General features: G+C 60.6%; 20 protein-coding genes. 15 read left to right on the plus strand and 5 right to left on the minus strand.

Annotation, left to right across the window (positions count from 1 at the left end):
• Positions 1-112: 112 nt before the first annotated feature.
• Positions 113-772 carry a DNA repair protein RadC gene (radC, locus tag Q0837_RS07570; RefSeq protein WP_298469838.1) on the plus strand — a complete coding sequence of 220 codons (660 nt, stop codon included), beginning with the start codon at positions 113-115 and terminating at the stop codon, positions 770-772.
• Positions 773-774: 2 nt separating this feature from the next.
• Here radC and Q0837_RS07575 read toward each other — a convergent pair whose 3' ends face one another.
• On the minus strand, positions 775-2946 hold the full coding sequence (locus tag Q0837_RS07575) for an FAD-dependent oxidoreductase (protein WP_298467114.1): 2172 nt from the start codon (positions 2944-2946) through the stop codon (positions 775-777).
• 71 nt (positions 2947-3017) lie between these two features.
• Positions 3018-3440, minus strand: coding sequence for a hypothetical protein (locus Q0837_RS07580; RefSeq protein ID WP_298467117.1), 423 nt, complete (start codon positions 3438-3440; stop codon positions 3018-3020).
• Positions 3441-3810: 370 nt separating this feature from the next.
• On the opposite strand from Q0837_RS07580, the gene purB reads away from it, so the two are divergent.
• The 9 genes from purB (at position 3811) to Q0837_RS07625 (ending at position 12189) form a co-directional block, all read left to right on the plus strand.
• The gene (gene purB / locus Q0837_RS07585; protein ID WP_298467120.1) at positions 3811-5121 is read left to right on the plus strand and encodes an adenylosuccinate lyase; all 1311 of its coding nucleotides are present in this window, start codon (positions 3811-3813) and stop codon (positions 5119-5121) included.
• Positions 5122-5461: 340 nt separating this feature from the next.
• Positions 5462-5632: a hypothetical protein gene (locus Q0837_RS17575; RefSeq protein WP_366519692.1), complete on the plus strand. Its 171-nt coding sequence runs from the start codon at positions 5462-5464 to the stop codon at positions 5630-5632.
• On the plus strand, positions 5589-6263 hold the full coding sequence (gene pyrF, locus Q0837_RS07595) for an orotidine-5'-phosphate decarboxylase (protein WP_298467126.1): 675 nt from the start codon (positions 5589-5591) through the stop codon (positions 6261-6263). The genes Q0837_RS17575 and pyrF overlap by 44 nt, the downstream gene beginning before the upstream one ends.
• A 9-nt stretch (positions 6264-6272) precedes the next feature.
• Complete coding sequence (locus Q0837_RS07600) at positions 6273-6647, plus strand: bleomycin resistance protein (RefSeq protein ID WP_298467129.1); 375 nt, start codon at positions 6273-6275, stop codon at positions 6645-6647.
• Between the two features lie 2 nt (positions 6648-6649).
• The gene (locus tag Q0837_RS07605) at positions 6650-7282 is read left to right on the plus strand and encodes a phosphoribosylanthranilate isomerase (protein ID WP_298467130.1); all 633 of its coding nucleotides are present in this window, start codon (positions 6650-6652) and stop codon (positions 7280-7282) included.
• 19 nt (positions 7283-7301) lie between these two features.
• Complete coding sequence (gene trpB, locus Q0837_RS07610; RefSeq protein WP_298467132.1) at positions 7302-8513, plus strand: tryptophan synthase subunit beta; 1212 nt, start codon at positions 7302-7304, stop codon at positions 8511-8513.
• Positions 8514-9133: 620 nt separating this feature from the next.
• A complete protein-coding gene (trpA, locus tag Q0837_RS07615) occupies positions 9134-9928 on the plus strand; it encodes a tryptophan synthase subunit alpha (RefSeq protein WP_298469840.1) in 795 nt (264 codons plus the stop codon).
• The gene (accD, locus tag Q0837_RS07620; protein ID WP_298467134.1) at positions 9925-10776 is read left to right on the plus strand and encodes an acetyl-CoA carboxylase, carboxyltransferase subunit beta; all 852 of its coding nucleotides are present in this window, start codon (positions 9925-9927) and stop codon (positions 10774-10776) included. Before trpA ends, accD begins: the two co-directional genes overlap by 4 nt.
• Before the next feature lie 114 nt (positions 10777-10890).
• The gene (locus Q0837_RS07625; protein WP_298467137.1) at positions 10891-12189 is read left to right on the plus strand and encodes a folylpolyglutamate synthase/dihydrofolate synthase family protein; all 1299 of its coding nucleotides are present in this window, start codon (positions 10891-10893) and stop codon (positions 12187-12189) included.
• Here the strand turns inward: Q0837_RS07625 and Q0837_RS07630 are convergent, their stop codons facing one another.
• A complete protein-coding gene (locus Q0837_RS07630) occupies positions 12190-13512 on the minus strand; it encodes an MFS transporter (RefSeq protein WP_298467140.1) in 1323 nt (440 codons plus the stop codon).
• A gap of 6 nt (positions 13513-13518) precedes the next feature.
• Positions 13519-15240: an MFS transporter gene (locus tag Q0837_RS07635; RefSeq protein WP_298467143.1), complete on the minus strand. Its 1722-nt coding sequence runs from the start codon at positions 15238-15240 to the stop codon at positions 13519-13521.
• 73 nt (positions 15241-15313) lie between these two features.
• Here Q0837_RS07635 and Q0837_RS07640 point away from each other — a divergent pair, with 73 nt between their 5' ends.
• From Q0837_RS07640 to rsmD, 3 genes are read left to right on the plus strand one after another with little or no spacing between them, the layout of a single operon-like run.
• Entirely contained in the window at positions 15314-16474 is a 1161-nt protein-coding gene (locus tag Q0837_RS07640; RefSeq protein WP_298467145.1) for an aromatic ring-hydroxylating dioxygenase subunit alpha, read from the plus strand.
• A gap of 33 nt (positions 16475-16507) precedes the next feature.
• Positions 16508-17287: a pseudouridine synthase gene (locus tag Q0837_RS07645; RefSeq protein WP_298467148.1), complete on the plus strand. Its 780-nt coding sequence runs from the start codon at positions 16508-16510 to the stop codon at positions 17285-17287.
• Entirely contained in the window at positions 17284-17859 is a 576-nt protein-coding gene (gene rsmD, locus Q0837_RS07650; protein WP_298467151.1) for a 16S rRNA (guanine(966)-N(2))-methyltransferase RsmD, read from the plus strand. Before Q0837_RS07645 ends, rsmD begins: the two co-directional genes overlap by 4 nt.
• A 47-nt stretch (positions 17860-17906) precedes the next feature.
• Here the strand turns inward: rsmD and Q0837_RS07655 are convergent, their stop codons facing one another.
• Positions 17907-18269, minus strand: a complete 363-nt coding sequence (locus tag Q0837_RS07655) for a hypothetical protein (RefSeq protein ID WP_298467154.1) — start codon at positions 18267-18269, stop codon at positions 17907-17909.
• A 288-nt stretch (positions 18270-18557) separates the two neighbouring features.
• Between Q0837_RS07655 and Q0837_RS07660 the strand changes: the two genes are divergently transcribed.
• Positions 18558-20873, plus strand: coding sequence for an ATP-dependent helicase (locus Q0837_RS07660; RefSeq protein WP_298467157.1), 2316 nt, complete (start codon positions 18558-18560; stop codon positions 20871-20873).
• 391 nt (positions 20874-21264) lie between these two features.
• Positions 21265-21792 carry a hypothetical protein gene (locus Q0837_RS07665; protein WP_298467159.1) on the plus strand — a complete coding sequence of 176 codons (528 nt, stop codon included), beginning with the start codon at positions 21265-21267 and terminating at the stop codon, positions 21790-21792.
• Position 21793: the final 1 nt, after the last annotated feature.

Below are 21793 nucleotides of genomic sequence, written 5' to 3' on the forward strand. Positions count from 1 at the left end.
AGGAAATGCGTTTGTAGGGGATCGCGTGGCAGAGCCGGACGACACATTCGACTTTGGCTCGGGCGATCGCTCAAGCGAGCCTGCAAAGTCGGATTCGAGCAAAGCGGCAGGGATTGGCCACCGCGCGCGCCTTCGAAGACGACTGCTGAAAGGCGGTGCCGAAGCTCTCGCCGACTACGAAGTGCTCGAATACCTGCTGTTCGCCGCGATCAAGCAGGGCGATACCAAGCCGATTGCCAAACAACTGATCAAACAGTTCGGTTCACTTGCAGGTGTGCTGAACGCCGATCCTGCCGCACTTCAAAGGGTCAAAGGCGTCGGTGAAACCAGCGCGGCGGCTCTCAAGAGCGTTTCAGTCGCGGCGCGGCGCATGGCCCGCAGCGAAGTGATGAAGAAGCCCGTTCTGGGGTCTTGGCAATCACTGCTCGACTATCTCGCAATCGATATGGCGCATCTGACGGTCGAACGCGTGCGCGTGCTGTATCTCGACACCAAGAATCAACTTATCGACGACCATCATGTGGGCGACGGCTCAATCGACGAAGCCAGCATCCATCCGCGCGAGGTAATCCGCCGGGCACTGGACCTTGGCGCAAGTGCGCTAATCCTGGTCCACAACCATCCCAGCGGCAGTCCTGAGCCGAGCCGAGCCGATATCCAGATTACTCAGCGGATCGCCGAGGCTGGCCGTTTGCTGGGCGTGACTGTGCATGACCACGTCATCGTTGGACGCGAAGGCCACGTTAGCCTGCGCGCCAAGGGATTGATCTAAAGCTATACTCTCTCGGTAATGAGACGGACGCCAGAATGACGCGCGAAGAAGTTCCACGCCCAGTTGATCACCACCGTAACGCGGTTGCGCGTGCCGGTCAGGAAGCCAACATGGACGAGGCCCCACAGCCACCAGGCCACTGAACCCGACAGTTTGAACCGCCCGAAATCCGCAACCGCAGATTTGCGCCCGATCGTCGCGAGGCTGCCTTGATGTTTGTACACAAACGGACCGGGGCATTCCTTGTCGAGCAGCTCCGCCTCCACGACACGCGAGACATAGGCACCCGCCTGTTTCGCAGCCGGAGCGAGGCCCGGAACGGGATTGCCTTCCCATGCCGTGCTGCCAGCCGTGTCACCAATCGCGAACACGTTTTGAAGGCCCTTCACCCGCATTTGATCATCAACGAGGATGCGGCCTGAACGGTCAGCCTCAGCGTCCAGCCACCGGGCCGCTGGAGAAGCAGTCACGCCTGCCGCCCAAAGCACCGTTTCGGTCTCGATCAGCGTGTCCTCGCCGATCCGCACATACTCCTCGGCGATCTCGGTAACACGGCTACCTGTCCGGATTTCGACGCCGAGATTTTTGAGTGACGTCATGGCTTCATCCGAAAGCTCTTCGGGAAACGCCGGGAGAATGCGGTCGCCCGATTGCACCAAAATCACCCTCGCGCTGGCAGGGTCCACGGTGCGGAATTCGCGTTCGACATTGAGCTTCGCCAGTTCAGCAATTGCGCCAGCCAGCTCCACTCCGGTTGGCCCAGCCCCAACGATGACGAACGTCAAAAGCCGATTGATGCGTTCCTCATTGTCGCATGCCTCAGCCTGCTCGAACGCATTCAGTATGGAACCGCGCACGGCCACACCGTCTTCGATGGTTTTGAGACCGGGAGCGAATTCGCCCCATTCATCGCGGCCGAAATAGCTGTGGGTGGCTCCAGTCGCGAGCACGAGTTTGTCATAGTGAAGCAATTGATCGTCGCTGTGAGTGACGGTCTTCGCCGCGCTGTCGATAGCCTTCACTTCGCCTTTAAGCACCCGGACATTCCCATCGGGCCGGAACAGGCTACGGATCGGCGTTGCAATATCAGCCGGGTTCAACGTTGCGGTGGCGATTTGATAAAGCAGCGGCTGGAACAGGTGGTAATTGCGCTTGTCGATCAGGGTAATGCGCACAGGGAGGCGCTTCAATCGCTCGACCGCAGCGAGCCCGCCAAACCCGGCTCCAACAACCACAACATGCGGCCAACGGTCAGGAATTTCGGAATAATCGCGGTCAAACAGGATGTTCTTCTCCATCCACAGCGCGATCATCCGGTCGACTGAGAGCACCCCCGCCCCGCGCGCCTCGTAAAGCGCAAGGAACAAAAACGGGTACAACGTCACATTGGGATGAGCGCCCGCGATCATGAAGAAACCAATGAGAAAGAACAGCAGATACGAGACCACGCTTGCGGCAAAACCGAGGAAGAACAGCACCGCACAGACGACTGCGAGCCAGTCGGGAAAACCAGAGAAAATTGTTGTCGGAAGCCACGTCGCCAGTGCAATCGACGGTTCGAACACCTCGGCATAGGCGAGCAACGACACGCCCAGCCAAACGCGAGTGGTCGCCATCACTACGGGAGCCAGGTTTTCTCGCGCCCATTCCCAAACGATGATTGTAGGCCGAGCCAACGGGAGCGCGCTTTGCTTCATTCCCGCCGCCAGCACCCGGTCGAGCGAGAACGCACCCGATCCGTGAACAATGTACCAGATCAACATCGCTGAAATCAGCAGGTTGCTAGTCGTCGGGACATAGACTGCCTGGCTTATGATAGTCAGCGCCGCCATGGCGAGTGCAGCTGGGCGCGTGAAGAAGCCTAAGATCAACAAGACCGCGCCAACCAGCTCGATGGTCAGGCCCGTGGTCGCCGCGGTCGTAGGATCCATCCAGCTTACCGGATATTCGTTGGCGGCCAGATAGACCGCCGTTTCCCAGTCGAACGCCTTTACCATCCCAGAGCGCAAGAACGACAGCGCGATGAATATCCGAGTGACCAGGTCGGTAAACGGCCAGAACAGCTCGGTGCTGCCGGAATACCACTTCGCCCAGCGCCGCAGTGTCACCCTGACAAAGGGTGACAAACGTTCCTCTTGCAGCGGTGCATCCACCGTGTCCGCAGCGCTCGGCATCGAATTGTCCTCCTGCCCTACAATTCGCGGCTTAGCCGGTTCAGTTACAAGAAGACAATCGAATGCGTGGTTTAGGCCCGCTGGCAGAACCGCGAACGTCTTACCGTGTCGACTTCGCTCGCCGAAAGCTGCGGTGGATTATAGTTGATGCTGGCGGTCGGCGTGCTCATCAAATTTGAGGTGCCGTTGACATGTCGCAGACCAAGGACATGTCCAACCTCGTGCGCCAGCGTCCACGGTGAGCCCAAGGCTGACACAACGCAGGCCCCGCGATCGCGCGGATGTGATGCGCAACCGGCCAGTCTTCTCCCGGTCTCGGTTTCGACTTCATTGACCCAGAAACACAGAATATGGTTTTCCGGTACGCCCTGAAACGTGCCGATCCCAAACATCGCATCCTGTTGCTGTGTCATCGCCTGATTCATCGTGCAGGCCCCGACATCGACATTGCTCAGGCTTACGCATTGCCTGTCCGTGTTGGTGTGTGGCGGCATACTTTGACCGCTCGCAAAGGCTATACAGATGCCATACTGCCCATATGTCGCCTGCGCATTTCTCATCGCCGTGGCTTCAGATACGCGGGGTATTCCAAGACTGCGCAGATGCAGGCGGACAACGTGATCGCATTGATTTCCCAGCTCGTCACGAATTGGCATAGGTCGCTCCTCTCCCTGAATAGCGACCCTCAAGGATTGCCGATCTGTCCCGACCGGTTCGTTGCAAGCAGTGTGCCCGTTCGGCGCGCGATCACAATGTAGAAACGCGCCAATTTTCTCGCTTGTGGAAGGGCGATGCCAGCGTGAGTTGACACTCCCGGCGGCGAACCGTAGCCGCGCCTTTTCCAACACACGGAGACGCCCCAAAATGGTCCCGCGCTACGCACGCCCCGCCATGACCGCCATCTGGGAACCGGAGACGAAATTTCGCATCTGGTTTGAGATTGAAGCGCACGCTACCCAAAAGCTGGGTGAAATGGGCGTGGTGCCGCCTTCGGCTGGCAAGGCGCTGTGGGACTGGTGGGCAACCAATCCGAAAATCGACGTCGAAGCGATTGACGCCATCGAGGCGGTGACCAAGCATGACGTCATTGCATTTCTGACATGGGTCGCCGAGCAGGTCGGCGACGAGGCGCGCTTCATGCATCAGGGCATGACGTCATCGGACGTGCTCGACACCACGCTGTCGGTGCAGCTGGCGCAGGCTTCGGACCTACTGCTGGAAGATCTCGACGCGCTGCTTGCTGCGATCAAGACGCGCGCTGAGGAACACAAATACACGCCGACGATTGGCCGCAGTCATGGCATCCACGCCGAACCAGTGACTTTCGGGCTGAAGCTCGCGCAGGCCTACGCCGAGTTCGACCGTTGCCGTGATCGCCTGATCGCCGCACGCAAGGAGATCGCGACATGCGCTGTATCAGGCGCCGTCGGAACCTTTGCTAACATTGATCCCGAAGTTGAAGCCTATGTCGCGGAGAAACTGGGTCTGACCCCTGAGCCGGTCTCGACGCAGGTTATCCCGCGCGATCGCCACGCCATGTACTTCGCGACACTCGCAGTCATCGCAGGGTCGATTGAGCGGCTTGCGGTCGAAGTCCGCCATTTGCAGCGCACCGAAGTCCTTGAAGCCGAAGAATACTTCTCCCCAGGCCAGAAGGGTTCGTCGGCGATGCCGCACAAGCGTAACCCGATCCTGACCGAAAACCTGACCGGCCAAGCGCGCATGATCCGTTCCTACGCACTGCCGGCATTGGAGAACGTGGCGCTGTGGCATGAGCGCGATATTTCGCACTCCTCGGTCGAACGTTTCATCGGGCCGGATGCGACGATCACGCTCGACTTCTCGCTCGCGCGGCTGACCGGCGTGATTGAGAAACTGCTGATCTATCCTGAGCGCATGCAGGCCAATCTCGATGCAATGGGCGGGTTGGTTCACTCGCAGCGCGTGCTGCTTGCGCTCACCCAGGCAGGCGTGAGCCGCGAGGATGCCTACCGTCTGGTTCAGCGTAACGCGATGAAGGTGTGGGAATCGAATGGCGCGCAATCGTTGCTCGAATTGCTCAAGGCTGACGAGGAAGTCACCGCCGCGCTGAGTGACACCGAACTCGAAGAGAAATTCGACCTCGCCTACCACTTCAAGCATGTCGATACGGTCTTTGCCAGAGTCTTTGGCTAAGTCTTCGGCTGACCGCCAAAACCGCGCAATTGCTAGACTCACCGCGCAAAGTGCTTAAGTCTTTGGATCACGCGAGGGAATAAGAGGGGAACGGATCCCATGCAGATCGTGCGCACCATAATATGGGTTTTGATCCTTTTCGGGATCCTCGCCTTTTCGTTCTTCAACTGGGATACGGTCGAGGTCACGCTGTGGGACAATATGGTCCTTGAGACCAAGATCCCCGCCCTTGTGATCATCGCCTTCCTGCTCGGTTTGGTCCCGATGTGGCTATACCACCGCAGCGTCAAATGGAGCCTCAGCCGCCGCGTTCGCAGCCTGGAAAACGCAGCCAAGTCGAATGCGCTGGCGCAGCGGCACGATCCGGCTGTTGGCAAGCCTGTGGACAAACCTGCGGAAAAGACCGGTGAAAGCTCTGGAAGCGCTGGGGATACTCTTACTCCTGCAGCTGGTGACGCAGGCGGCGAATGAGCAATCCGATCTATCTCGCGCTCGACATTCCCCAGATTGAGCCTGCCAAGGCGCTGCTGGAAAAGGTCAAAGCGCATATCGGCGGCGTGAAGCTCGGTCTGGAGTTCTTCTGCGCCCATGGCGGGCACGGCGTCCACGAGATCGCACATATGGGCCTGCCGATCTTCCTCGACCTGAAATTTCACGACATTCCGAACACAGTCGCCGCCGCGATGCAGGCGATCCACGTCTACGAACCCACCATCGTCACAGTCCACGCCAGTGGAGGACGGGCGATGATGGAAGACGCCAAGGCTGCAGCGGCGGAAGGCTGCAAGGTTGTTGGCGTCACCACCCTGACCAGCCTCGACGCGGGAGACCTTACCAAGACGGGCGTGTATGGCAGCCCCGAAACGCAGGTGATGCGTCTGGCGGAACTGGCCCATGAAGCCGGACTCGATGGAATTGTGTGTTCCGGCAAAGAAGTCGGCCAGGTGCGTAAGCAATGGAAGGACGGCTATTTCGTCGTCCCCGGCTTGCGCCCGAACGGCAACGGCACCGGCGACCAGAAACGTGTCGTGACGCCCCGTTCAGCCCGCGACAGCGGCGCAAGTGTGCTCGTGATCGGACGGCCAATCAGCCGCGCCAACGATCCGGTCGCGGCAGCGCGGGCAATCGAAGCAACACTTTAGGGCGAAACCTTGCCTGATATTGCCACCCCCAACCTTCCATCCCGCAACTTCGATGCGACCGCAGCGTTCTATGCGCAATTAGGTTTTGAATGCGCGTACAAAGACGGCGGCTGGATGATCCTGCATCGCGGGCCTGCGGGCAGCCGGTTGGTGCTCGAATTCTTTCCCTATCCGGATCTCGACCCATACAGCAGCTCGTTCAGCGCCTGCCTTCGCCTTGATGATCTGCCTGCGATGATGGCTCAAATCGAAGCCAGCGACGTTCCGCAACGCCATAAGGACATGCCGCGATTTTCTGCGCCGAAAATGGAAGCAAGCGGGCTTACCATTGCCTACATGGTCGATATTGACGGAACCCTGATCCGCCTGATCCAGAACGATTGAGCATGACAACACAGATCAAGATTTGCGGGCTTTCGACGCCCGAGACCATCACCGCCGCTGTAGACGCAGGCGCGACGCATGTGGGCCTCGTCCATTTCGACAAGAGCCCTCGCCACGTGTCGCTGCGCAAAGCGATGGAACTGCGCAAGCTGGTTCCGTCTTCGGTCAAGGCAGTGGTTCTGTTGGTGAACGCCGACGTCAAAACGACCGGCGAAGTCATCGAAACCGTGAAGCCTGACGTGATCCAGTTTCACGGCAAGGAAACGCCCGAATGGATCGAACTGGTCCGCACCAAAACCGGCGTCGAAACGTGGCGCGCTCTGGGTGTGAAAGACCGCGACACCCTTTTCAAATCGCGCCGGTTCGAAGGCGCGGTTGACCGGCTGTTGTTCGATGCACCCGCAAAGGCGCTGCCGGGCGGCAACGGCGAGACATTCCGCTGGGATCTGCTCTCCGATTTCGAACACCGCATCCCATGGGGCCTAGCGGGTGGTCTGGAGCCCGGAAATGTGGCCGAAGCCATTCGCGCAACCGGCACCGAACTGGTTGACGCTTCATCAGGCCTGGAATCCTCTCCCGGCGTCAAGGACGTGGACAAGATCGCGGCCTTCTGCGAAGCCGCGCTCGAAGCTTAACCCCCACAAAGTTGCAGCAATGAACTCATCCAATTCCTTCCGTAACCAGCCCGACGAACGCGGGCATTTTGGCGAGTTCGGCGGACGTTATGTCGCCGAAACGCTGATGCCGCTCATCCTCGATCTGGAGCGAGAATATCGTGCGGCGCAGGCCGACCCTGCGTTTCAGGCCGAATTCGACGACCTGATGAAACACTACGTCGGACGCCCCTCCCCGCTCTATTTCGCCGAGCGGCTGACCGAAGCGCTTGGCGGCGCGCAAGTGTGGTTCAAACGCGACGAACTCAACCACACCGGCGCGCACAAGATTAACAATTGCATCGGGCAGATCCTGCTCGCCAAGCGGATGGGCAAGACCCGCATCATCGCCGAGACCGGCGCGGGCCAGCACGGCGTTGCCACCGCGACCGTATGCGCGCGCTTTGGCCTGCCCTGCGTGATCTATATGGGCGCCGAAGATGTGAAGCGGCAGTCGCCCAACGTCTTCCGCATGAAGCTCCTGGGCGCAGAGGTCATCCCCGTCACCAGCGGCGGCGCGACGCTCAAAGACGCGATGAACGAAGGGCTGCGCGATTGGGTCGCGAACGTCCACGACACGTTCTACATCATCGGCACCGCAGCCGGTCCGCACCCTTACCCGGAGATGGTGCGCAATTTCCAAAGCGTGATCGGCACGGAAGCGCGCGCGCAAATGCTCGACCGCGTGGGTCGCCTGCCCGACCTGCTGGTCGCCTGCATCGGCGGCGGATCGAACGCTTTGGGCCTGTTCCACCCGTTCCTCGACGATGCCGAGGTAAAAATGCTCGGCGTTGAAGCCGCTGGGCTCGGCCTTGATGGCGACGAACACGCCGCGAGCCTCCTCGGCGGAGCGCCGGGCGTGCTCCACGGCAACAAGACCTACCTACTGCAGGACGAGGACGGCCAGATCACCGAAGGCCACTCGATCAGCGCGGGACTCGACTATCCCGGCATCGGCCCAGAACATGCGTGGCTGAAGGAAAGCGGCCGCGTCGAATACACCGCCGTGACGGACAATGAGGCGCTGGACGGCTTCCAGCTGCTATGCCGCACCGAGGGGATTATCCCTGCACTAGAGCCGTCACACGCGATTGCGGCGGTGGCCGAACGCGCCAAAGCGATGAGCGAGGATCAGATCATACTGATGAATCTGTGCGGTCGCGGCGACAAGGACATCTTCACCGTAGCTGAGAAGCTGGGAGTGGAGATTTGAGGCTTCCATTCTTAGGCGCTTTGATGGCAGGATTGTCACTGAGTGTAGTAGCAAACGGAATAGCGCACCTAGTCGCTCCACACATTCTCGTACCTTTCTTTTTCGACGAGCTGGTAACGGCAAATGTCGGCTACTTCATTTGGCGCTGCGCCTATTGGACCGTATTCCTCACAGTCGCGTTCTGGCAGCCTTGGAGGCGCAAATGACCCGACTCTCCAATCACCGTCATGCTGAACTTGTTTGGCTGAAGCCGTCTTCGACTCCAGCAACCATCGCCCAGACCGAGCCTGTGATGCAGAGTTTGGGATGGACCCTGAAACAAGTGCAAGGTGACAATGAAGCTAAGGCGGGAGTAGATTGGTGACAAAGGCTCGTGCCAGGCTCCGCAAGACGCGGCGTCGCGAGCCAAAGGACGGCGACTCCAGAGTCCCAAAGTGGGGACGATGGCTAGTCGAGCTTGTCGTTCTGTTCCTTATATTGGCAGCTTTGCGTGGCTTCATTAGCGAGGACAGTTTCAGCGCGAGAACGCTTGTGTGGGCAGGCGTGGTCGCTATTGCACTAACCGCTTTCAATGAATGGCAACGACGACGCCGAAATTCCAAGAAGAACTCAACAAACTGATGACCCGCCTCCAATCCGCCTTTTCCAAACCTCACCCCGCATTCGTCGCCTTCATCACCGCTGGCGATGGCGACACGGCGGCCAATCTCGATGCGCTTGTTGCGGGCGGTGCCGATGTGATCGAACTGGGCATGCCCTTCACCGATCCAATGGCCGATGGCCCTGCGATCCAGGCAGCGAATCTGCGCAGCCTTGGTGCGGGCACGACCACGGAAGATGTATTCGCAATTGCGTCTGGCTTTCGCGAACGTCACCCGGACGTGCCGCTCATCCTCATGGGATACGCAAACCCGATGATCCGGCGCGGTGCTGGCTGGTTCGGCATCCGGTGCTTCAAGGCAGGTGTGGACGGCGTGATCTGCGTCGACATGCCGCCCGAAGAGAACGAAGATCTCAATTTCGAGTTGGAGTCGCACCGAGTGAGCTGGATCCCCCTCGCCACACCGACGACCGACGCTGCGAGACTGCCTGCAGTGCTCGAAAACGCCAGCGGGTTTCTCTACTACGTCTCGGTTGCCGGAATTACGGGACTGCAACAGGCCGCGCAAAGCTCGATCGAAACGGCCGTGAAGGCTCTGAAAGAACAGACGGATTTGCCGGTCGCAGTGGGCTTCGGCGTCCGCACACCCGAGCAAGCCGCCGAAATCGCAAAGGTTGCAGACGGCGTGGTTGTCGGCTCGGCGCTGGTCGATCTGGTCGGTGAATTTGGCAAGGATGCTCCCGCCAAGCTACAGGAGCTGACTTCCGCGATGGTCGGCGCAATGAAGGCCGCCACTGAAGGGACAAACGCATGAACTGGTTCACCCGCGTCCGCAATTCGCTTGGCTTTGGCGAAGAGAAGAAGAGCACCGAGAAGGATCTCTGGATCAAATGCAAATCCTGTCAGGAGATGCTGTTTGTTGCGGAGTTCGAAGAGAACCTGAACGTCTGCCCGCGCTGCGAGCATCATGGCCGGATCGGTGCGGATCGGCGGCTCGAGATCCTGCTCGATCCCGGTTTTGATCTGCTGCCGCAACCTCAGGTCACCGAAGACCCGCTGAAGTTCAAGGACAGCAAGAAATACACCGAGCGGTTGAAGGCTGCGCGTGCCAGCAACCCGCATGAAGATGCGTTTGTGGTTGGTTCGGGCACGATCAACAGCCACCCGGCGGTTGTTGGCGTGCAGGACTTTGGTTTCATGGGCGGATCGATGGGCATGGCGGTCGGCATGGCGTTCTGCGCCGGGGCTGAGCGCGCGCTGACCCGCAAGGCGGCCTATGTTGTCGTCACCGCTGCAGGCGGCGCGCGGATGCAGGAAGGCATTCTCAGCCTGATGCAGATGCCGCGCGCTACCGTGATGACACGGCGACTGAAGGCGGCTGGTCTGCCTTACATCGTAGTGCTGACCGACCCAACCACGGGCGGAGTCACAGCGAGTTATGCCATGCTGGGTGACATACACATTGCTGAACCGAATGCTCTGATCGGATTCGCGGGACAGCGCGTGATTCAAGACACTATTCGCGAGCAGCTGCCAGAAGGCTTCCAGCGCGCCGAGTACCTTCACAAGCACGGCATGGTCGACATGGTCGTGCCGCGTAAAGAGCTTAAGGCGACGCTGGCGAACGTGCTGGACTACCTGACGCCGCAGGCAGCGGCGTGATGACGTAACTCCCCTCCCGCCTGCGGGAGGGGCCGGGGGTGGGCGCGACATGCAGCAACCGTTTTTCCATACTCACCCACCCCTAACCCCTCCCGCAGGCGGGAGGGGAACCTAATGGACTTCGGCAAATCCGACCACCCGGGCGTTCAGGCGCAGCTTGACCGGCTGAGCGCGCTCAGCGTGCCGCAAGGGCGGCTCGGGCTGGAGACGATCCGCGCGCTGATGGAGCGGCTGGGAAACCCGCACCGCAAGCTGCCACCCGTGTTTCATGTGGCCGGGACCAACGGCAAAGGCTCGGTCTGCGCGTTCCTGCGCGCGATGCTGGAGGCCGATGGCAAAAGGGTACATGTCACCACCAGCCCGCATCTGGTGCGCTATAATGAGCGGATACGGATAGCAGGGAATTTGATCTCGGACGAGGCGCTGGCCGCGCTGTTGGACGAGGTTTTGGGCGCCGGCGACGACCTCGCACCCAGCTTCTTCGAAGTCACAATCGCCGCAGCTTTCCTGGCATTCTCGCGCACTCCAGCCGACGCCTGCGTGGTCGAAGTCGGTCTGGGCGGACGCTTCGACGCGACCAATGTACTGGAGCCTGAAGCGGTGGCAGCGTGCGGCATTGCAGCACTGGGGCTGGACCATGAGAAGTTCCTCCTCGCGCCGGAGGAAGGCGTGCCGACCGAGCCGATGGCACGGATTGCGTTCGAGAAAGCGGGGATCGCGAAGAGGGGCGTGCCGCTGGTGACGTCGGGTGACCTCTATCCAAAGGAGTCGCAGAACGCGATCAAGGACGTGTCTCGAGCGAAGGGCGCTCTCCTCCAAGAAGAATTCCTCAACTTCTATGTGTCGGAGGGCGAGGCAGACTATCTTCCGAATTGGGACGACACCGTTCAACTCCTACCGGCGCTTTCGGGCGAACATCAGCTGCCAAACTTGGGCGTGGCGATCACCATGTTGTTGGCACAAGACAAGCTGACCATTGAGCACGAGGCGATCATCGAAGGAGCGAAAAAAGCCACTTGGCCCGCGCGCATGCAGCTGCTGTCGGAGGGGCCGCTGACAGCACTCGCTCAAGAGCAAAAGGTCTGGCTCGATGGCGGCCACAATCCGAGCGCGGGCAAAGCAATCGCCGAGCACTTCGACGAGCCAATCCACCTCATCCTCGGCATGCTTGCCAACAAGAACCCGCGCGCGTTGCTCGATCCATTGGGCGATAAGGTGCGAAGCCTGACAGTTGTTCCGGTTCCAGATCACGACAGCCACCCGCCCGAAGCTTTCGGATCAGACGTCCGGGCCGCATCGAACCTGGAAGAAGCCTTGCTCAACTTGCCAAGCGACGGACGCCCCATCCTCATCGCAGGCTCGCTGTATCTCGCGGGCGAAGCGCTCAGGCTAAACGACGAGACCCCCGACTGATCAGCCGGACGCTGACTCTTCGGTTCCCGCCGTCCCTAGCGCCTGATCCACCAGTCCCGCTCGCATCATCCACGCGAACAGAACGATCCCCGGCACCGCCAGCACCGTGGTGAGCAGGTAGAAATTCACATACCCAGCCCATTCGATCAGGCCGCCAGCCGTCGTACCTGTCAGAAGGCGTCCAACAATGCTCGCCGCCGCGCTGATCATTGCATAGTGTGCGGCGGTGAAGCGCAGGTCGCACAGCGCCGAGAAGTAGGCGACGACCACCACACCACCATATCCGCTGGCGAAGTTTTCGAACCCGATGGCGGCGGCGAGGCCGAGATTGGTCTTCCCCGCTACCGCCAGAGCCGCGAAGCTCACATTGGAAACCGCCATCAACACAAGTGCGATCAGTACCGAACGTTTCAAGCCTAGCCGCGCATAGATGATCCCGCCCACGAATATGCCAATCAGATAGGCCCAGAACCCAACGCCGACATCGTAGATCGCGATTTCGTCATTGCTGAAGCCGAGGTCGTCGAACAGCAGGCGGAAAGTCAGGTTCGCCAGCGTGTCGCCGATTTTGTGGACGAGGATGAAGGCGAGGACGAGCCATGCGCCGTGTCGTTGGAAGAACTCCTTGAACGGTCCGGCGATGGACTGCCAGACCTCGCTTACGCCTTTGCGCGCGATGGTGATCTGCCGCCGTACAGGCTCGCCCATGATCAGCGCAGTCAGCATCGCCGGGAGCGCCAGCAAGGCGCATGACAGATACGCCGCGCTCCAGCCGTATCGCACGGCGACCACCAGCGCGATGGCCCCTGCCCCCGCCGATCCGACCCGCCAGCCATACTGGTTCATGCCCGACCCGGTGCCGAGCTGATACGGCTTCAACGTCTCGATCCGGTAGGCATCGATCACGATATCGAATGTCGCTCCGGCCACTCCGACCAGCACGGCGGCGATGATAGTTGCGGGCAGATTCTCGGACGGGTCGACCAACGCCAAGTTCACCACCGATGCCATGACCAACACCCCGGCAAGGATCATCCACGAGACCCGCTGTCCCAGCCGCCACAGTACCGGGATGCGGACGCCGTCGACGATCCACGCCCAGAAGACCTTGAAATTGTAGACTAGGAACGCCAGCGTGAAGGCCGTGACAGTGGCTTTGTCGATCCCGTCCTGTGCCAGACGCGTCGTCAGCGTCGCGCCGATCATTGCGTAGGGAAAGCCGGACGAAACGCCGACGAAGAAGGCGGCAAGCGACTCTTTCTCGAAATAGGGCCTCGCCGCGCTCCACCAATCGCGCTGCGCAGTGGCTCCTGTTTCGGCCAAGGAAGCCTACTCCGCCGGCTGCGCGGCCACTTCCGGTGTGACGATGCCTGCCGCTCGGCCCGCGCGCGCTTGGCGATACCATTCGGCGAGGCACAGGACAACCGCGACCAGACCGATCAGCGTGGTCAGCACGAACACGTCGAAATAGCCCTGATCCTCGATCATCTCGCCCAGCGCACCGCGCCCAAGCGTTCCGACCAGCAGTGTGAGCGAGGACAGCAACGCATATTGCACCGCGCTGTACTGCTTGGAGACGATGGATGAGAGCCACGCGATGTAGGCGGCCCCGGCGATACCGATGGCGAGGTTCTCGAACATGATCGTGAAGGTCAGCTTGGCCAGCGAAGCGCTGCCAATCGCGGGCACCTGCATGATCAGCCACGTAAAGCCGACCGCATCGCTCACCGCCTGCATATTCGCCCCACCCACTGCCAGATCGGCATAGAGCAGGTTGGTGAGCGCTGCGAGCAGCGCGCCGATGGTCAGCGTCAGCATACGCCCGATCACGGTTAGCATATAACCGCCCAAGGCAAGCCCGGCGATGATCGCACCGACGCCGAAGAACTTGGAAGCAAAGGCGACCTCGTCATTCGTATATTCAAGCTCGCCGAGATAGAATGGATAGGCGAACGTGCCCCAGATCGCATCGCAAATGCGGTAGGTCAGAACCAGCGCGAGGATCAGCACAAGCGACCAACCCATCCGGCCAACGAACTCGACCAGAGGCAGCACCAACGCGCGATAGAGGTGATCCATCGCGAATCCTCCACCAGCCGATGGCGCAGCGTCTTCGGTCAGCAGGTTCTTGCCATCGCGCTTTTGCGAGGAAAGCCAGCCTGCGATCAGAGCAGGCACAACCACCGTCGCAACGATGATCCACGGCCCCCAATTGAGCGTGAACTCTGTCGGATTGGGCCGGTCTTCCGGCGCGCTGGCCAGCGAAAGATACATGAAGGTCAGCAGCACACCGATCGATCCGGCCCACAGCAAACCGACGACACCTAGCGCGCGTGCGCGGATCTCAGGGCGCAGTTCCCCGGCCTTACGCAGGGCGAGCAACTGTTCATCGTCGGCCGCATTGTCTTCGACCGAATGCGTGTCGCTATCTGGCGCGAACAGCCCCAGCGCGCCGATAATCAGCAGCATCGCGCCGAACAGCATGTAGGTCTGCGGCCAGCCGATCCGTGCGGCGAGTATCAGGCCGAAAGCGCCGCCCGCCAGCGCGGCCAACCGGTATCCCATCTGATAGACGGTGGAGAGGATATCGAGCGTCGCCTTTTCATCGGCGTTATCGATCCGCCAGGCGTTGATTGCGATGTCCTGCGTCGCGCTGGCGAAGGCTCCGATCCCTGCGAGCAATGAGAACCATCCGAGCTGCGTTTTCGGCTCCAGAATGCTCAAGGTCACCAGGATCGCGCCGAGCAGCAATTGCGCCGGAACCATCCATTGTTTGCGCCTGCCCAGCCTGCGGAAGCCCGCGATGTTGACCTTGTCGATCAGCGGCGACCACATGAACTGGAACGCGTAAGCCAGCCCGATCAGCGAAAAAACGCCCATCGTTTCCAGATCGACTTCAGCTTCGGAAAGCCACGCGTACAGCGTGCCGAGAAACAGCGAAAACGGCAGCCCGCTGGCAAAGCCGAACAGCGCCATATAGCCGGTTTTCTTCTGGCCCATCGCGCGAAAGACCTCGGCCCAACCCGGCTTTTTCGCTTCTGCTGCGGCCATACCCTAGCGTCCTTCCGATCCCGTACGTGTTGTGTCACACTAAGCACGAGAGAGAGGAAATAGGAACGCTCCGATGAACAGCGTGACAACGCCATCAACATCTTTGCGCCCAACGGGCGGCCAACTCGCCCTCGCAGAGGCGATCCGCACGGGCGATACCCGCCGCACGGACCGTATAGGGACCGTGCCGGCCAGGCGCTACACCGACCCGGCGCATTTCACGCGAGAGAAGGTCGCGCTGTTCGACCGGTTGCCACAAGTGCTTGCGCCAAGCGCGTTACTGCCGGAGCCGGGCATGGCGGTGCCGCATGATGCAACTGGCCGTCCGCTGCTGATCACACGCGATGCCGAAGGCACGGCGCACGTATTCCTGAATGTCTGCCAGCATCGCGGCACGCGGCTGGTGGAAGGCAATGAGGTGCAGTGCGCCAAGCGGCTCGTCTGTCCCTATCACGCATGGACCTACAAGCTCGATGGGGCGCTTCTCGCCCTGCCTCGGCCTGAAACCTTCCCCGGCCTCGACAAGAGCGAATACGGATTGGTCGAACTGCCCAGCTGCGAGGCGGGCGGATTGATCTGGTTCTCACCGGCGGAGAAAGCGGACTTCGCCGATGCGCAGCTTTTGGGTGAAGACTTCAGCGCCTTCGGCATGGACCAATCCTACCTGTTCCGCCGCAAGACCCACACGGTCAAAGGCAATTGGAAGCTGATCATGGATGCCTTCCTTGAGAGCTATCACGTTACCCGGTTGCACTCCGAAACGATCGGGCCGTTCTTCAAGGATGGCGTGACGGCTGGCGACGAGGTCGGCCCGCATCTGCGATCTGCAGTTGGACGGCTGGAGGAGATGGAAAGCATCGACCTCACTGACATGGCGGCAATGCGCAAGGTCGTCACCTTCGCCTACCAATTGCTGACCGGAACAGTGATCGTGCCCAGCCCCGATTACATCAATGTCATGGTGCTGATGCCGCAGGCGCACAACTTAACGCTCGTCGAAGACTTCATGCTGATCCCAGAAGAGCCAGCGACCGACAAGGCGCGCGACCACTGGGAGCGCAGCTGGAAATTGCTCGATGGCGGGGTGTTTGCGAGCGAGGATTTCCGAGCTGCAGAACTCGGCCAGCAGGGTCTGGAATCGGGCGCAATCGAGCATCTCACGCTCGGCACGCTTGAAAGCGGGGTAGATCGTTTCGACGAGATTGTTCAGCACGCCCTGCGCGAGGTGAATTGATATGTGCGGCGCGAGGGCCTAGGCGCTCGCTCCATGCCGACCAACCCCTCCAAATCCGCTGATCGCCCTGAAGGCGACCGTATCGCAAAGCTGCTCGCACGCGCCGGCGTGGCCAGCCGCCGCGAGATCGAACGGATGATCGCCGACAAGCGCATCACGCTACACGGCAAACCTGTCGAGACACCTGCAACGTTCCTAACCAGCCTGCGCGGCGTCAGCGTGGATGGCAAACCGGTCGCGGGGCCGGAGCCCACACAGCTTTACGCCTTTCATAAGCCAACCGGTCTGATCACGGCCGAGCGCGATCCCAAAGGACGCGCGACCATCTATTCCGCTCTTGTGAACGCCCTTCCGAAAGACACGCCGCGGCTGATGCCCATTGGGCGGCTCGACATGAACACCGAAGGGCTGTTGCTGCTCACCAATGATGGCGGATTGAAGCGGTTGATGGAGCTGCCATCGTCCGGCGTCCCGCGCACCTATCGCGCCCGCGCGTTTGGCGACGTCACGCAGGCGCAGCTTGAGGCCCTCGCCGATGGCGTTGAAATCGAAGGCGTGCGCTACGGCTCGATCGACGCGAACCTTGAGCGCGGATCGGGACGCAACAACTGGATCGAGATTGTCATCACCGAAGGCAAGAACCGCGAAGTTCGCCGCGTGCTCGAATATCTCGGTCTCGAAGTAAACCGCCTTATCCGCACCGCCTATGGAGCATTTTCACTCGGCGATCTGCCGCGCGGACAGGCCGCCCGGATCCGAAAGGGCGATCTCGATCGCTTTGTCAGCACGCTGAAGAGAAGCAACCGGTCATGAGAGTGATCGCGGGGGAATGGCGTCGGCGAAACCTCGCCGCGCCCAAGGGTGATGCGACCCGGCCGACTGCTGATCGCACGCGCGAAACGTTGTTCAATATGCTTACCAGCCGTCTCGGCAGTTTCGAGGATTTGCGCGTCGCAGACTTGTTCGCAGGTTCGGGCGCGCTCGGGATTGAAGCCCTGTCGCGCGGTGCCGCGCATTGTCTGTTTGTCGAGCAGGACCGCGCAGCGCTGGATGCGATCCGCAGCAACATCGCCGCGTTCGATGCCCGCTCTCGCACGGCTGTGGAGGCAGGCTCCGTCATGCAATTGCGCGCCGCGCGCGAACCCTACGATCTTCTGTTGCTCGATCCGCCGTATCAGACCGGCGCAGGTGCGGTAGCGCTTGATCGGCTGCTGCGGCTTGGATGGATCGGCCCGGCAACCTGGATGGCGGTTGAAACCGCAGCCGATGAAGCCATTGATGTCGATGGCCTGGACATCGATGCCGAGCGCCGGATCGGCAAAGGCAAGCTTACGCTGTTGCGTTTGCAGCCTGACATTGCCGATCCGAACACCCTACCCGCGTGACCACCAGCGCAGGCAAAGTTGGCAGTCTTGCGACCCGTTACGGGCTCTTAGTTTAGCGGTTCTTCCGGTGCAGAACCGCCGGTTCCGGCGCTCGCCTCGATGCCCGACCACGCACTGTCGCGCTCCGGCCCGGTCATCGCGGTGATTGCCAGCTTGTCTTCGTCGGTAAGTCGCCAAAACAGATTCTGGCGCTCGGGAGAGAGAGTCCAGTAATACATCTTGGTTTCGTTCGGCCACGTTTCGTAGGCGGCCTGCATATCCGGCGCCCAGGCATCGTATACGGCCTGTTGTTCATCGGTGAGCGCTATGCCCTCATCCACCATTTCGTCTTGAGCAGCGATTGAAGCCGGCACAGTAACCGCAGTGGCGGCGAGGCTGGCTCCGATGAGGTACATTGTAGTCTTACGCATGGGAATCTCCTTTTGCATGGTCCCAAGCGCCAACGAACGCGACCAAAACTCGTGGTCATTCGAACAGGCTACCCCTCCGTTCGAACGACTATCCTTATGACGAGCCACAATGATTCCGCCCAGTGCCCGCGCGGACCTGCGCCTTGATCATCGCACGCCCCGGCGAGAGGTGTGGCGAAAGCGCGGCGAGGTGATTTTCGCAGGAATTTGTGGGCTTCGCAGTGGGCACAGCCACATATCAATCCTTGCGGGTCCGTGCTTCGTTCTCTACTTGTTCGCATCAGAACAATGAGCGAGTCCCTCCCCCTTCCCCGCGATTCCGGTCCGCCTGGCGATACGCCGCCGCCCTATGCTGCGCGCCTGAACGCGCCCCAGCGCGAAGCTGTGCTAACGACCGAGGGACCCGTGCTAATGCTTGCGGGCGCAGGCACAGGGAAGACGGCGGCGCTTACGTCGCGGCTGGCGCATCTGGTTGCCACGCGGCGCGCATGGCCCAGCCAGATCCTGTGCGTCACCTTCACCAACAAGGCCGCCCGCGAAATGCGCGAGCGTGTTGCCGGGCATTTGGGCGAAGCGGTCGAGGGGATGCCGTGGCTCGGCACATTCCATTCGATCTGCGCGAAGATGCTGCGTCGCCATGCCGAACTGGTCGGACTGGAAAACAACTACACGATCATCGACACTGACGATCAGCTGCGATTGCTCAAGCAGTTGATCAATGACAACGATCTAGACGAGAAGCGCTGGCCTGCACGCCAGCTCGCCGGGCTGATCGACCGGTGGAAGAACCGGGGCCTCAACCCCGACGATCTCGATGCGGTGGAGAACGAAAGTTACGGCAACGGGCGCGGTCAGGCGATGTACCGGCTGTATCAGGATCGTCTGAAGGCGCTCAACGCCTGCGATTTCGGCGACCTGATGCTGCATGTGCTGAACATCTTCCGAAAGCATCACGATGTGCTCGCCGACTACCAGCAGCGCTTCAAATACATCCTGGTTGATGAGTATCAGGACACCAACGCTGTTCAGTATCTCTGGCTGCGACTGCTCGCGCAGGAGCACAAGAACATCTGCGTGGTCGGTGACGATGACCAGTCGATCTATTCATGGCGCGGGGCCGAGGTCGCCAACATCCTGCGCTTCGAAAAGGACTTCCCGGGCGCGCACGTCGTCAAGCTGGAGCAGAATTATCGGTCGACCCCGCACATTCTTGGTGCGGCATCGGGGCTGATCCGGGCGAACTCCGAACGGCATGAGAAGACACTGTGGACCGAGGCCAATGGCGGCGACAAAGTTCGCGTGATCGGCGTTTGGGACGCGCCCGAGGAAGCGCGGCGGGTCGGCGAAGAGATCGAACGGCTCGAAGGCGAAGGCGCGCCGCTCGACAAGGTCGCGATCCTTGTGCGGGCGCAATATCAGACGCGAGAGTTCGAAGACCGGTTCATTCAGATCGGAGTGAACTACCGGATCATCGGCGGTTTCCGCTTCTATGAACGCGCCGAAATCCGCGATGCCCTCGCCTATCTGCGGGTAATCGCACAGCCGCAGGACGATCTCGCATTCGAGCGGATATACAATCAGCCTAAACGTGGTCTGGGCGCGAAGACGCTGGAGAAAATGCATCAGCATTCGCGGCGAACCGGCCTGCCACTGGCGGCGGCTTCGCTGGAACTTGCCGATAGCGACGAACTGCCCAAGCGCGCTGCGAACACGATTGGCGAATTGATGCGCCAGTTCCTAGCGTGGCGCGAGGCGGCGGAGACCATGACCCCGTCGGACTTGCTGCGGCTGGTCCTCGACGAGACCGGCTATAACGACATGCTGGCGAATGATCGTTCCGCCGAAAGCGCTGGCCGAGCCGAAAACCTTTCCGAACTCGCGCGGGCGATGGAGGAATACGAGACGCTCGGGGACTTCCTCCAACATGTGGCGCTGGTAATGGACAATGATCGCGGCGACGATGAGGACACCGTCACAATCATGACGATCCACGCGGCCAAGGGCCTCGAATTCGATCACGTCTTCTGCGTGGGTTGGGAAGAAGGCGTGTTCCCGAGCCAGCGCGCGATCGACGAAGGGGGGCTGGCGAGCCTCGAGGAAGAACGGCGCCTCGCCTATGTCGCAATTACCCGCGCTCGGCGGCGCTGCATCATCCTGCACGCCGCCAACCGCCGCATTTACGGCCAGTGGACCAGCTCGATCCCCTCGCGCTTCATTGAGGAATTGCCCGAGGAACATATCGAGCAGGAAAGCACTATGACCGGCGGTGCTTCTTTATGGCGCGCAAACTGGAGCGAGAACGAAGACCCCTTCGCCCATGTCGCCCGCGACCGCCCCGACCGCGCCCAAGCCCGAGGCCCCGGATGGCGGCGCGCGGTATCCTCAGGCTACGAGACCAAGCAGCAACGCCTAGCCGAACCTGGCCGCTCTGCCGCCAGCTTCGCCGCCAAACCCCGCAGCGACATCGTGATCGGCGCGATGGTCCACCACGACAAATTCGGCACCGGCTGTGTGGTCGATCAGGAAGGCAACAAGCTGGAGATCGAGTTCGAAGAGCACGGGACGAAGCGGGTGATCGACAGCTTTGTTAAGGTGGTGGGGTGAGCATGGTTGAGAGCTGCATGCTCTTTGGCTAGCCGCGGGCCGTTTCCTTCGAAAACCTCAGGATGAACGAGGTTGGCGAAGCTCTTCAAAGAGAATTTCCTACTCGCGATGCTCTGGCTACTATCTGGCCGCTCTTTGATATCATCCCTTTGCTCAATGCCTTTGCCTGCAAGCTGCGCCCACGAGTACGTTTGCAGTTGGAGAAGTGTCAACTTCGCCGAAACCACTAGTTCAGCATACTTATCAGGTGGTTATAGTTCGCGAACTCGCCTGACGCCATGTCAACTCTGTCAACTTTGTTCGCAGCTGCAACACAGCCTGTTCCCAAACCCTCTTCCGCCGCGAGCAGAAATGGGACAAGCTCCATCAAGGCCCAGGGAGAGAACCAGTTATGCATTTCAAATCCGCCGGCGCGGTCGCGCTCGCCATCGGCGCACTGCTCTTGCCAACAGCTGCCATGGCCCAGGACGCTGAAACTCCTCCCCCAGTCCAACTCGGCAATGGAGAGAAGAACTGGATCATCGTCGATGGCATCGAACGTTCAAACGCCTCGACCTACACCGAAGTGCGGGCCACCAACGATGCTCAAGCCCTTCGGCGTGGGGACGGCGTCACCCTCACAATTCCCGAGGTGCACATCGAAGGCGATGGCTGGCTGGTCATGCACCCCTTTGTCGGCGGCAAGCCAAGCGGCACCTATGTCGCCGGGTACACTTTCGTTGAGAGCGGCACCAACACTGACGTAGCGATCACGCTCAACCCGGCCCCGGCGTCAGGCGACATGTATGTCGTGATGCTGCACAAGGACGCAAACGAGGACCGCGTGTTCGATTTTGTGTTTGTGGCCGAGAACGTGGTCGAAGACGAAGCGGTGTTCGAAGGCACCACCATGATCGCCCATATCGTCGCTGTTCCCTGAC

Source organism: uncultured Erythrobacter sp. (assembly GCF_947499705.1).
In the GTDB taxonomy this organism is placed as follows: Bacteria; Pseudomonadota; Alphaproteobacteria; order Sphingomonadales; family Sphingomonadaceae; genus Erythrobacter.